A 13,325-nucleotide genomic window follows, 5' to 3' on the forward strand; every position below is an offset into this window, starting at 1 on the left:
GAGGAAGAAGCCCGCATCAAGGCGGAAGAAGAGGCTCGTAAAAAGGCCGAGGAAGAAGCCCGCAAGAAGGCGGAGGCAGAAGCGCGCAGAAAAGCGGAAGAAGAGGCGCGTATTCTGGCGGAAGAAACGGCGCGTATCCGGGCAGAGGAAGATGCCCGGATCAGGGCAGAAGAAGAGGAAGCCAGAATCAAAACTGAAAAAATGGAAAAGGCCGCAGCCATGACAAAAAATCTTTTTGTTGCCGGTATGGGAATTGCCGCGATTTTCGTCCTGATTATCGGTACCAGCGCCCTGAATACGGGACGGTATTATCTCAAATCTACGGAAAAATCCCTGGAAATCTGGCAGGGTTCCTTCTCTCCCAGAGGGCAGAAACATATTCTGACCCTGCCGGCCACAGCTGCACCTGAGACCGTGAAGGATGTCTACCAGCGCAGGGAGGTTATGCCCCTTGCCTTCACGTATTATATGGAACAGGCCATCGAGGAGGCGAACAAACCCGGATTCCCGAATTTCAAAAAAGTTGAATCCCTTCTGAAGACAGCCGAATCGTTTGCCTCTTCCCAGGAAGAGCGTCGTCTGGTCAGCGCAAAGATTCAGGAACTGAATTCCTTGGTTCTTCAGTATAAAGAGACGATACGCACACACTAAAAAGGGATATGCCGATATTCCCGTGAAAAAGGCGGAATCGGCATGACATTCCTGCTATACTGAATCGAAAAAGGCCATCCGGAGTCACGGATGGCCTTTTTACTCTCCTGCTGCATCAGACAAAATACATGGGATCCAGAAGTTTATCAAATTTCACATGAATGGAGTATTCATTATCCATGTGGCACAACACGCAGGTCACAGAGCCCTTGCAGACCATGGAGTGGGGTTTGGCTACGGTGGAAAGTAAAAATTTCATTCCCAAAGGGCGTCCCAGAAGCTGCCGGATCCCTCTCCCATTGGCGGTTTTAACATAAAAAGACAGGCCTCCTGCAGAAATATCCGCCATACGTCCTTTCAGCAGGGACGCCGCACCATTCTTATTCTCTGCGGCAAGTACCTGAAAAACAATGACCCCCTGGGCAGGTACACGCTTATGGGCTCTGCGGTTAATGCCCCTGGCTTTCAGCGCATCACTGGCAGACCGGCTTTCCATGCAGAAATCCCGAAGCTTGGGGCCAAGCCCCGGCAGCTTCTCCGTCAGGGACAACAAGGCTTCCCGTGTAAAGGTACGGCAAAGCCCTCCTGTAAGAGCCACAAGGGATGTTGTACAAAGGCTGCTCTTGTAAAAGGTTTCTTTCCCTCCGATCTCTCCTGGCCCCAGGCGACGTGCCACCACCTCAGCACCCCCATCGGACAGGGAAACCAGATTCAGAGACCCCTGATCCACAAAAAAAAGCGTATTGTTTTCTTCCCCTTTTCGAAACAGTACTTCCCCTGCCACAAAGGGCCGGGCTTTTGTGGCAAAAAAAAAGGCACTGCGTTCTTCGGGCATGAGACGGGCATACCAGGAACGCCAGTTTTCCAGATGGTCTTTGTCAATGGCCTTGTTTTTTTCTTCTTCGATTCGTTCCGCAGCCGCAACAATGAGACCGATGGCCATGGCGTCCACCTCCATCATCTGCTGCTGCAACCTTTCGGCATGATCAAATCTTCGGGCAGCGGCACAGGCCGTCACAAGGGCAAAGAGAAGATCCATGGCTTCCGCCTGCCGTCCTGCAGCAGCCAGAGCCTTCACTTTCTCTTCCTTTACCTGGAGGCTTTCTTTTATCGCCATTCCCTATACCCGGATTAACCATCAGAAATTATTTATGTATTCAGAAAAAAAAGCCAAGTAGTCTTCCAGCCCAGTCTGTAAAAAAAATACAGGAACGGTGAAAACAAGCTTTGCGACTCTGCCTTAAAAAAAGGGATTGACGTTGTGGGGTACATCGGCATCACTGCCAAGGGAGTTCAGAAACAATGCAAAAACAAGAAGATATGAACTCACACCCTTTGGAAAACAACAGGCCTTTTCAGGCTGCGGGGAAAAAAAGCGGGTACGCAAACTTGACATGGAGGGTGTATGCATGAACTCCACAGGGAAGAATGCCAACCACAGACCCTTTACAGACAACAGGTCTGTTCTTCTCACCGGGCTTCAGAAACTTCATCCCCAGGGTCTTGCCCAATAAGGCTCTGATGGCCCTGTCATTGGGTGTCCTGACAAGAAAAGAAAGTCCTCCTGCGGAAAAGTTGGTCAGAAGCCCCTTCCATAAAGGGGCTTCCCCTTCTTCAAGGATCTGAAAAACAAGCACCCCGGCCGCAGGAACCCGTTCCCACTCCCGTCTGCTGAGATCCATGGACATGAGCCCTCCGGCGGGAGGCCCGCACTCCTGACAGTATGCCTGAACCTTCGCGTACAGACCTGGAAAATCCCTGTCCAGAGCTTCAAGGGTCTCAAGGGAAATCTTACGGTACAGCCCCGGCTCCATGGCCACAAGGCTGGCTCCGCAAAAACTGGCTCCAAAGAAGGTATCCTCTCCGGCAAACTCTCCTGGCCCCAGAAGGCGAAACACCTTCTCGACCCTTTTAGCAGATACAAAAACAAGTTGCAAATGCCCTTCTTCTACAAAAAACAAATGGTTATTTTTTCTTCCCTGAAAAAAAAGGACATCACCGGCAAAAAAAAAGAGGGGGGTACAGGCAAAGAAAAAGGCACTGCGCTCTCCCGGAGTCAAGCGGGCATACAGCTTTTTCCAGTTCTGCCGATGGACGGAATCCATGAGGATCTGGATTTCCTGCTCAATGGCATCCCCGGCTGCTGCAATGGCAGAAAGAGCCATGTCATCAATTTCCTGCATACGCCGTCGGGCATACTCTGCCCTGTGAAACTCCCGCTTTCCCGCATAGCTGAGTACAAGTCCGTAAAGCATATGGATGGCTTCGGCTTTCCGGTTTTCGGCAAGCAAAGCCGCAACAGCCCGTTCTCTGGCTTCAAGCTCCACCATAATGTTCCTCCAGCTTTCACACCATGAAGAGAGGGTGTGCGATGAAAGCACAGGGGAAAGCCTGACCCGCGAAGATTGTCCGGAAAATCAGGCTTTCAGAGATGCAAACTCAAGCAGTCTGGGAAGCATGCACTTTTCTCCCCCGTCGTCCAGCCCCACAAAGGTCACGCGGGTGGAAAAAATCTCTTCTTCTGTCCGTGCCCCAGGCGCATCCGCATAAACACGGACAATGTAACGTACGGAAGATCTGCCAAGGTGTTCAGGGAGCACTTCAAAACGCAGAATGGAACCACTGAGTACCCGTTTACGGAACTGTACATCCTCCATGGCCACGGTGACCAGGGTACATCCCGCAAAATCCCGGGATGCCACAAGCCAGGCATATTCATCCACCCAGCGCAGCATGGCTCCTCCAAAGAGATAGCCATGGTGGTTCAGGTGTTCCGGCCTTACGATGGTATAAGTATTCACATTCTCTCCTTAAGATTCTCCAAAGCCTCCCCAAGCGCCTCCTGCACCTGTTCATGGGAGTGGGAGGACAACTGATTCAGCCGGGAAAACCAGAGTCCCGGATTGCCAAGCCCCATCAAATAAAGCATGTCTCCCAGAACAGACGGTTCCATGGAGCCGTGTCTCTGCCACAGCCCTTCCAGCAAGACCTCTCCCAGATCCGGAGAAAGGGAAATCAGGGTTTCTGCAGCCACCATGGCTCCCAGACGCACCGTCCACTTCTCATGGGCCAGCAGCGTATACAGGGCAGGGAAAATCATACCCCGCATCCGCATCATCTCCGCAAGACGCTGGGCATCGCCGCTTTCCAGGATATTGATCAGGCTCTCCTCCCCCAGACTCTCGGGAGTTTTTTCAAGCAGGGCCTTTTCCACATCCCGCCGGTTCAGACTTCCCGTCCACCGGAACGTCTCCTCATCTCCCCGGAGCATGAGCACAGGAACGGCCATTATCCGCAAGGCCGCAGCCATGTCAGGACAATGATCCACATTCACAACTTCGAGATCAAGCCCCTCATTTTCCAGAAACCCCAGGACAAGACGCAAAGCTCCGGGGCAGTGGGGGCAGTGGGCACTGACAAACAACCGCAACCCTGCCCTTCCCTGCATGGCTGCTGCAAAAACAGGCCCCGATTTTTCCAGAAGCAAGGCATCGGCCAGCAGGTTCCCCTCCCGCTCTCCCGCCTTCCCCCGAAACGTCAGCCCCAGGGCAGGCATCTGAAATCCCGGACAACCGTCTTCCGGAAAGGACGGAACTTCCAGGTACAGGTTCACAATTCTCCGGCTGAGGGTCTGAAAAAAAACCGCCACATCTCCCCCATCCATCATGGGAATCACAGCCATGTCCGTCCCGGAAAACCTGCGCCTTCCGTGTCCTCCGCCCCTGCTTTCTTCCATATATTCCAACCCCTCTTTGTTCTACGGGAATTCCCGCTGAAAACCAGAGCCAACTTAGCGTCAATGCCTGTTTTGGTATTGCAAAAAACGTGCAAACTCAATCTGATACATATAAAGAAACACGGAAGCCATCCCCAGAATCAGGGGCCCGTAAAGAAGCCCCAGAAACCCAAAAAGCTGCAACCCCCCAAGGATGGAGAAAAAAACCAGAACCGCATGCATCTGCGCTCCACCTCTCATGAAAAGGGGACGCACAAAATTATCGAGGGAACCCACCACCAGAAGACACCATAAAAAAAGTCCCAGAGCCTTTGCAGGTTGGCCGATAAAAAAAAGCCAGATCACCGCAGGCGCCCAGATCAGAGCCGTACCGACAACAGGAATCAGGGAAGCAAAACCCATCACAGCCCCCCAGAAAATACCCGGCAGGCCCACTGCAAAAAAAGCAAGCCCTCCCGCAGCTCCCTGAACCAGAGCCGTCATGAAGGTACCCACAAAAACCGAACGCACCAGAAGCCCCATGCGTTCAAAAATCCGGGTTTCCTGACTTCTTGAAAGGGGAAGGAGATGAAAAAGCCTTGCCAGCAAAGCATCATGGTGGCGGATCACCACAAAAAAAACGAGCAGCATCAGAAAAAAATGGCCCACCAGGACTCCAAGATTTCCGGCCAGAACCCCTCCCTGTTGCACGAGAAAACGCAGGCCTGAGGAGGCCAGAGCCAACAGTCGGCCATGAATATCGAGGCCGTGGATGTCAAATCCCGGATAAAAAACCGTTATTTTTTCCATCACATCCCCGGCCAGACCATTAAAAAAGGACAGCATCCAGACCTCAATGCGGCCTGGCCCTCCCCCGGTAATCCATGCCTGAAGCGACTGAAAGGAAAGAATTCCCTGACCGATTACCGCAGTGGTCATCAGAAAGGCTGGCACAACCACAAGCAGCACCAGCACCAGAGTGCTGAGGCCCGCTGCCAGAACTGCACGACCGGAAGTCAAGCGTTCCAGATGTTGCTGGAAGGGATGGCAGGCCATGGCCAGAAGAAAACCCAGTACGATGGGATGACGATAGGGCCATACCAGCCATAAAACCCCTGCAAGCCCCAGAGCCAGAAAAACCAGCAGCACAGTACCTGCCCCCAGCCTGTGCCTTATCCTGCCCCCAGCCCTGTGGGATCTGTAGGATACCATGCAAAATCCTTTCTCTGTTCGTTACACGGTAAAAGACCCTGCTCACCCGGAACCATACGGACTCTGTTCATCCAGATCTTTATTGATCATCGCTCAAGGCTTCCAGCATGAGAGCCGCTTCCTGCTGCACGGCCTCACAATGGTACTGGAATACCCCATAAATTTCCTCAAGACAGGCATAATCCTCCTGCACCACGGCATTCTGCAAAAGATCCCCATGGCGGATGGCCTCATGGGCCGCAAGGTAACGCAGGGCGCCGGTAATCTTATGGGCCATCTTTCCAAATTCCTGGTATTTCTCCTCCCTCAAGGCTCTGGTCATGGCAGCGAGTTCCCCAGGATGGTTTTCTACACAATTGCGCAAAAGAACCCGCTGCACCCTGGGGTTATCCCCCACAATAAAACTCAAGGCTTCCCGATCAATGGCAGGCTTGGCCATATGGGGCTCTGCTGCTGTCTCCTCTCCTCCTTCCTTCATGCTCCTGGAAACAGACAGAGACGCAGAAGACGGACAAAGCCATTTCGCCAGCACCGTACGCAGATTCTCCTTTCGCAGGGGTTTGGTGATGTAATCATCCATCCCTGCTGTCAGAAAACGCTCCCGGTCTCCCTTGAGAGCATAGGCCGTCAGGGCCACAATGGGCAGGGCCTTTCCATAACGTTCCCGAATTTTTGCCGTTGCCTCAAAACCATCCATTTCCGGCATCTGACCATCCATCAGGATCAAATCGGGGAGCCCTTCCCTTTCCAGCCATTCCAGGGCAAGCTTCCCGTTTTCCACGGCAGCCACATCAAAAGCCATGGACTGAAGCACCGCTTCTGCCACTTCCCGGTTGATGGCATGATCCTCCACAAGAAGAACCCGGTATCCCCGGCCCATTTCAAGACAGGTATCCTCCTGCTCTTCCGGGGGGGCATGGGAAGCAGAAACTTCCGCCCCAGAAAGTTCGCCCGTTGCCCGTGCCAGGGGAATTTTGAACCAGAATTGGGATCCCTCTCCCATTTTTGACCGCACGCCCATGGTTCCCCCCATTTTTTCAACAATCTGTCTGGAAATAAACAAGCCTAAACCCGATCCACCGTATTTCCGGGTGCTGGTGGCATCGGCCTGAAAAAAAACATCAAAGAGCTGAGGCTGGGCAGCCTTTGCAATACCAATCCCCGTATCCGAAACTTCTCCATAGAGAATCACTTCTGAAGAGGAAATTTCGTGCAGTCCCAGACGGATACCAATGCACCCCTTGAGGGTGAACTTCAGTGCATTGCCCAGAAGATTCAAGAGCACCTGCCGAAAACGGGAGGGATCTCCCACAAGGGTATCGGGAATCCGGGAATCCACATCCACAAAAATTTCCAGTTCCTTTTCCCGGATGGCAGGGCCGATAATCCGCAGCACTCCATCAAGCACCCCTGAGGGCGAAAAAAGACGTGACTCCAGCTCCAGCCTGCCCGCCTCAATTTTGGAAACATCGAGAATGTCATCAATCAGAGAAAGCAGGGCTTCGGATCCGGCCTGAATGTTGTGAATCCAGTGTGCCTGCTCCGCATTCAGAGGGCTTTCCAGTAAAAGATCCACCATACCTGCAATGCCGTTCATGGGGGTTCGGATTTCATGGCTCATATTGGCAAGAAAAACCGTTTTAGCGCGATTCGCCCTTTCCGCCTCCTCCTTGGCGTCCTTCAGAGAGATGGCAATGGCTTCCCTTTCCCCGATTTCCCGTGCAAGATCCTGATTCAAGACCTCCGTTTTGTTTTTCTCCCGCTCCAGAAAGGCAATCAGCCCCTGATTTGCGTAACGCATGGCAAAACTCTCCCTGAGGGAAAGGGAAATCTGTCGGCCCATGCTCAGCATCAGACAGAGATAGACTATGGTCAATCCCCCAAAACTGGCATGAAGGGTGCTTCCCTCCATGAAAAAACGCAGAATGATGGGGATAAGTACCAAAAAGACATACGGAAAAACAAATTTGAGGGAAGCTGAGTAGACCCCTGTGGTACCAGCAGCCATACCGCAGAGGATAAGACAGAGGAAGGCCTGGGCCGGGATATTGTCCGCAGGAAAAAAAACAATACCCGCACTGCCCCAGAGCAGGCCACTGAGCAGGAGGCCGCCCCAAAAACGCCGCCCCCAGATCTCGATGCGTAAAATCCGGTTGGGATCCCTTTCATAGGCCCAGACATTGACATGGCGGCAGATAACGAGAAGAAGGTTCAGAAAAAACCAGGTCATGAGGGAAGCACGGGGCATAAGATCCCACATGATCCACACCAGGAAAAGACCGTTAACCACCGCACCAAACATGATGCCACGGCTCTGCCTGTAGATCAGGTTGATCTGCTCCCTGTACAGGGCTACTGCGTTCTTTCTTCCTGAAAGACCTTCCATATCCACACTGCCCCCTTTTCAGGTTCATCTTTTTCAGGAAACCGCTCTCCTAACCCGGCCCCGATCCTGGAGGGACAGGATTCCCATCCCTTGGAAAGGTCTCTCCGCAGGCCTCGGCAACAGGCCCGGATAATTCCGGATACTGCCGCAGGAGATCATCCAGAACCAGAGCCCGTTTTTCCGCCAGAGCTTCCGCTTTTTTCAGGCTGTCCTTCTGACCGTCCAGAAGAAATGAAAAGTGCTGATTAACCCTCTCTTCCGTACGTCTTAAAATATTGTAAAGTAGAATCAAAGCCAGAATCTCACAAAAAAGTGCAAGCATAAAGCCCAGAACCACACCCGTATCGTAACCATAATACACACAGGCCATGGAAAGAATGGCTGTCAGCAGAACCATGGGATCTTCCCCTCCGGCATTCTTTTTCTCTCTGTTTCACAGCCAGAGAAACGGCTTCTCTTCTCCACAGACATCTTGCCCCCTTCTCATGAATCCAGACTATAGCATGTTCTCTTTATGACACCCATACGGACGAAAAAAAATATAAAAAACATGGTGTCTAAAGACTTTTTTATAAAAACCAGTCCTGTCCCCCGCAGCCTCCCCTCCTGCCGATCCCCCATTCCAGGAACCTGACCTTTCCGCTCTCCCCGCTTGAATCCGAACAGCAATGCAAATGCTGCATTGCGACAACACAAAAAATTGCCTATACTTCCAAATACGCTGTAAGAAAACGCATGAAAACAGGAGAAATGCATGAAAATACAGAGTGTCTGCCATCTTACGGGCATTGAAAAACCAACACTTCTCTATTATGAGCGCATGGGAATCCTCCGCAACATCAAGCGGGATCCGGCAGGGCACCGGGAATATGATCCCGGACAGCTGGACTGGATCGCACTCATCAAACGTCTGCGGGCCACGGGGATGCCCATGGAAGAAATCCAGAGGCTGGCCCTACTTTATGAAGAGGGGGACAAAAGTCTTGAAGAGCGCTGTCATATCTTGAAAATGCACAGGGACCGGGTACAGCAGTTTCTCCGGGAAACGGAAAAACATCTCAAGGTTCTGGAAGAAAAAATCCAGGGCTGCGAAGAAAAAAAAGCATCTCCAAAACCCTGAAGAAATGGCCTTGATGCATAAAAAGGCTTTTTTTTCCTGATACGGGGTTTATAATCGGCTCTTTACGGCCATAGCCACAGGGCCGGTGACAAGACCCAGGAGATGACCATGAGTGTGATGCAGTATCCGCGCGGAGCTTTTCCTTCCGCAGACACAGACGCAAAACGCGCCCAGCAGATTGAAGAAACGGAACAGACCCGTTCTCCCGCCTACAGGCTGGCCTTTCTGGATGAAGATCTGCTCCTGAGAAGCAGCCTGAGGCCCATACGACTCCAGCTGGAAATGATGAAACCGGAAATTGTTCTCACCGAACAAGGTATTGAATCCACCGTTGTAATTTTCGGCAGCGCCAGACTCCCGGATCCGGAAACGGCCCTTTCCCGCATGGAAGAAGCCCGACGATGCCTTGCCCAGTCCCCCGAAGATCCCCTGCGAATCCAGACACTGAAACAGACGGAACGGGCACTTGAAATGAGCCGCTACTATGAGGAATCCCGCAAGCTGGCCCGCCTGGTATCTGCCAACACCGGCCCTAACCGCCATGTGGTCATCACGGGAGGGGGAGGGGGTATCATGGAGGCAGCCAACCGGGGAGCTTTTGACACAGGAGCCAAAAGCATAGGACTTAATATCGTTCTGCCCTTTGAGCAGGCCCCCAACGCCTATATCACGCCGGAACTCTGCTTCCAGTTCCACTACTTTGCCATCCGCAAAATGCATTTTCTCATGCGGGCCAAGGCCCTGGTGGCCTTTCCCGGCGGTTTCGGCACCCTGGACGAACTCTTTGAAGCCCTAACCCTCATCCAGACCGGCAAAATGGAAAAACTGCCCGTACTGCTTTTCGGAAAAGAATTCTGGCATAACCTCATCAATTTTGATTATCTGGTGGAACAGGGAACCATTTCCTCCTCCGACCTGTCCCTCTTCCAGTATGTGAGTACCGCAGAGGAGGCCTGGGAAATTATCCGGGCCAGCAACGGCCTCTAACCTCCCCTTCCCATGGCGGATGACACCGCTTTTTCCGAATGAAAACTAAAAACCCCCTGCCACTCTCAAAGAGAGTCGGGCAGAGGGTTTTTTTGTCCTAAAAAATCAGGAAAACGATTCCTTATATCTATTCGTCATCTTCCGCAGTTTTGGGAAGGTTGACTTCCTGAAGCTCCGGCCCGAGGTAAGTTCTCTCATTGGGGCCAAGAATGCCCAGGGAAAGGCAGATAATACTCCACAGATGGACAACATGGTAATGCCCCCCAAAATGCTCGCTCAGTTCATGGATCTGGGCATGGCAGTTGTGGCAACCGGCAATACAATAGGTGGCACCTGTGGCCTGAATCTGGGTATCCTTGATTTTTCCGTACTGCAGACGCTCTTCCTTGTATCCGCTCTGGAGGTAGCCCCCACCCCCGCCGCAGCAGAAGTTGTTGGAGCGGTTGGGATACATGTCGATGAAGTTTTCTTCACCCACGCAGGACTTGACCACGAAGCGCAGGTTTTCGGCAGCACGCTCACCAAAGGTCTTGCGGATAATCTGGCAGGGATCCTGCACTGTGAATTTGATCCCAAGCTCCTTGTTCCAGTCAGAATTCACAGGAAGCTTGCCTTCACGGATCCAGTCTGCATAATAATTGTAGATGTTTTCGATTTTCTCAACTTTGGTGTCCACATTGAACTTTTTCTGTCCTGCCAGGACAGAGAAGGTAACGTGCCCTCACTCCGTATTGAGAAAGACCTTGCACCCCAGCTCATCGGCCTTGCCCAGCGTCCCCCGGGTATGTTTTTCCCAGGAGGGATCGTCAGCAAGGAAAAGGCAATAGTTCTCACCGGCCCAGCCCGTGGAACCATAGGTCCAGTCCGCCCCAACGATGTTGAGGATTTTCCACAGGGGCACCATTTCCTCAGGTTCGGTCATGGGCTCGCGGGAGTTCTGGTTTAAAAAGAAATAGGCCCCCTGCTTATCCATAGGCGCCTGAAGATCTCTCTCTTCCCATTCGGGCTGTTCTTCCCGCACCTCATCCAGGATATCCTGCACCACGAACTCAAAGTCTTCCTGGCTGGTACCCATGGCACTCAGGGTGGGGTTTTTCATGGCCATGTCGCAGGAGGCCAGAATCCCCTTGGGGCGTTCTTCCCGGGGAGTCAGCTTCCTTGCGTTGTAGACCAGCTGCGGGATGTTGATGCTCATGGGGCAGGCGTAGATACAACGCTGACACATACTGCACATCCATACCCACTCGCTCTTTCTGATCTCCTCATCCATGCCCAGCGCGGCCATTCTCAGGAACTTCCGGGGATCCATATCCCGAAGCCCCGTGGCCGGGCAGCCGGAAGCACAGAGACCGCAAGTCAGGCAGGCATTCAGGTTCCCGCCTTCCGGCAGAATCTCCTTCACCTTGTCGATGAAGAAGCTGCCCGACTTCTTCTCTATCTTGACTGCTTCTTCCGCCATTTGTGCATTTCCTCCGTATGGTTTTTCTTCAAAAAAACTTTCTTCCCTGGAGGCATCCCCTGCATCATACCGGGGTGTATATGTGACGGGCGGCCACCAAAGCCCCCTCAGGAAGTCCGAATATTGGTGGGAAGGCCTGTCCACTGCGTTTCAGGGGGCATGCCACCTATATTTAGACGATTGCCATTTCTTCTCCCCTATTCGGGGGCGCATGTCAATACCAAATCGGGAAGCCATTTATAAAATCAATTCTGCAAATCACCATACTTTCCTGACAAAAATCCGGCTCCGGCCCGACCCGGAACAGCCCGCATCCCCATTTGCCTGGAAGAAAAGGGGAAACACAGAAATAAAATCAGAAAAAAAAGATAAAAACAGAATTATTGTCGGATTGACACCCCAAAGGCCATACGATAAAAGGGAAAAGAAGGATAAAGACACCCTCCCTTTCCGACACACACCACCACCCCCATAAAGGACACTGCCCATGATCCGAATGAACACCCACTATAAAAAACTGAAAGCTTCCTACCTCTTTTCCGATATCGCCAAACGGGTCAGCGCTTTCCAGGAAAGCCATCCGGATCTGCCCGTCATCCGTCTTGGCATCGGCGATGTCACCCGTGCCCTGCCCGAGGCCTGCATCGAGGCCCTGCACAGGGCTGTGGAAGAAATGGCCTCAGAATCCACCTTTAAGGGTTACGGCCCGGAACAGGGCTACGCCTTTCTGCGGGAAGCCATAGCCAAAAACGATTTCCAGTCCAGGGGCTGCGCCATAGACGCCGATGAGGTTTTTGTCAGCGACGGCGCCAAATGTGACACAGGCAACTTCCAGGAACTCTTTGCAGCGGACATCACCATTGCCCTGCCCGACCCCGTATACCCCGCCTACCTCGACACCAACGTCATGGCCGGACGTACCGGAGTCTTTGCCGAGGGACGCTACAGCGGCCTGCACTATCTCGACGGTACCCGGGAAAACGGCTTTGTACCTCCGATCCCGAACCAGCCCGTGGATCTCATCTATCTCTGCTATCCCAACAACCCGACGGGTGCCACCGCCACCAAGGCCCAGCTCCAGGAATGGGTGGATTACGCCCGTAGCCACAAGGCCCTGATTCTCTTTGATGCCGCCTACGAGGCCTTCATCACCGATCCCGCCATCCCCCACTCCATCTATGAAATTCCCGGAGCCGGGGAAGTGGCCGTGGAGTTCCGCAGCTTCTCCAAAACCGCAGGGTTCACCGGCACCCGCTGCGCCTTTACGGTCGTGCCCAAGGACTGCATGATCTACGATGAAGACGGCACCGCCCATTCCCTCCATGCCCTCTGGAACCGCCGCCACTGCACCAAATTTAATGGCGTCGCCTATCCCATCCAGAAGGCTGCAGAAGCGGTATACAGCCCGGAAGGCAAGGTACAGGTACAGGCCATCATTCAGGGATATCTCGAAAATGCCGCTGTAATCCGGAAAGAAATGATGGCTCTTGGGTTTGACTGCGTCGGCGGGGACAATTCTCCCTATATCTGGGTGGATGGCCGCTCCGACTCCTGGGAATTTTTTGACCGTCTTCTGAAGGCCGGCGTGGTCTGCACGCCGGGTGCGGGCTTTGGCCGCTGCGGAGAAGGCTATATCCGCATCTCCGCCTTCAACTCCAGAGAGAATGTGGATCGCGCCATGGAACGAATCCGAAAAGCCCTGGCCTGATCTTCCTGACAATCCAAAAAACCGATGGGGCGGAAAATTTTCCCGGCCCCATCGGTTCTCCTGCCTTCCTCTACCCTATTTTCTGCA

The 13,325-nt window shown here is 52.9% G+C and carries 12 protein-coding genes; 4 read left to right on the forward strand and 8 right to left on the reverse strand.

The window, feature by feature from the left end; all coding sequences use genetic code 11:
• On the forward strand, positions 1–651 hold a 651-nt coding region (locus tag BR04_RS11225; RefSeq protein WP_496356105.1), incomplete at its 5' end, for a hypothetical protein.
• A gap of 115 nt (positions 652–766) precedes the next feature.
• On the opposite strand, the gene BR04_RS11230 is transcribed toward BR04_RS11225, so the two are convergent.
• From BR04_RS11230 to BR04_RS11260, 7 genes are all read right to left on the reverse strand, one after another.
• Complete coding sequence (locus BR04_RS11230; RefSeq protein WP_496356106.1) at positions 767–1,768, reverse strand: cyclic nucleotide-binding domain-containing protein; 1,002 nt, start codon at positions 1,766–1,768, stop codon at positions 767–769.
• Positions 1,769–2,006: 238 nt separating this feature from the next.
• Entirely contained in the window at positions 2,007–2,981 is a 975-nt protein-coding gene (locus BR04_RS11235; protein ID WP_496356107.1) for a cyclic nucleotide-binding domain-containing protein, read from the reverse strand.
• 87 nt (positions 2,982–3,068) lie between these two features.
• On the reverse strand, positions 3,069–3,452 hold the full coding sequence (locus BR04_RS11240) for an acyl-CoA thioesterase (protein WP_496356108.1): 384 nt from the start codon (positions 3,450–3,452) through the stop codon (positions 3,069–3,071).
• Positions 3,449–4,387: a thioredoxin family protein gene (locus tag BR04_RS11245; protein WP_496356109.1), complete on the reverse strand. Its 939-nt coding sequence runs from the start codon at positions 4,385–4,387 to the stop codon at positions 3,449–3,451. Before BR04_RS11245 ends, BR04_RS11240 begins: the two co-directional genes overlap by 4 nt.
• Positions 4,388–4,447: 60 nt before the next feature.
• Complete coding sequence (locus BR04_RS11250; RefSeq protein WP_496356110.1) at positions 4,448–5,578, reverse strand: AI-2E family transporter; 1,131 nt, start codon at positions 5,576–5,578, stop codon at positions 4,448–4,450.
• A 79-nt stretch (positions 5,579–5,657) separates the two neighbouring features.
• Complete coding sequence (locus BR04_RS11255) at positions 5,658–7,964, reverse strand: response regulator (protein WP_496356126.1); 2,307 nt, start codon at positions 7,962–7,964, stop codon at positions 5,658–5,660.
• Positions 7,965–8,013: 49 nt separating this feature from the next.
• Complete coding sequence (locus BR04_RS11260; RefSeq protein ID WP_496356111.1) at positions 8,014–8,361, reverse strand: hypothetical protein; 348 nt, start codon at positions 8,359–8,361, stop codon at positions 8,014–8,016.
• Between the two features lie 357 nt (positions 8,362–8,718).
• Between BR04_RS11260 and BR04_RS11265 the strand changes: the two genes are divergently transcribed.
• On the forward strand, positions 8,719–9,084 hold the full coding sequence (locus BR04_RS11265; protein WP_496356112.1) for a MerR family transcriptional regulator: 366 nt from the start codon (positions 8,719–8,721) through the stop codon (positions 9,082–9,084).
• Between the two features lie 108 nt (positions 9,085–9,192).
• A complete protein-coding gene (locus BR04_RS11270) occupies positions 9,193–10,071 on the forward strand; it encodes an LOG family protein (RefSeq protein WP_496356113.1) in 879 nt (292 codons plus the stop codon).
• A gap of 127 nt (positions 10,072–10,198) precedes the next feature.
• Here BR04_RS11270 and BR04_RS11275 read toward each other — a convergent pair whose 3' ends face one another.
• Complete coding sequence (locus BR04_RS11275; protein WP_496356114.1) at positions 10,199–11,530, reverse strand: (Fe-S)-binding protein; 1,332 nt, start codon at positions 11,528–11,530, stop codon at positions 10,199–10,201.
• Between the two features lie 487 nt (positions 11,531–12,017).
• On the opposite strand from BR04_RS11275, the gene BR04_RS11280 reads away from it, so the two are divergent.
• On the forward strand, positions 12,018–13,238 hold the full coding sequence (locus tag BR04_RS11280) for an LL-diaminopimelate aminotransferase (RefSeq protein WP_496356115.1): 1,221 nt from the start codon (positions 12,018–12,020) through the stop codon (positions 13,236–13,238).
• The last annotated feature ends 87 nt before the right edge of the window (positions 13,239–13,325 follow it).

Source organism: Desulfobotulus sapovorans DSM 2055 (assembly GCF_059569355.1).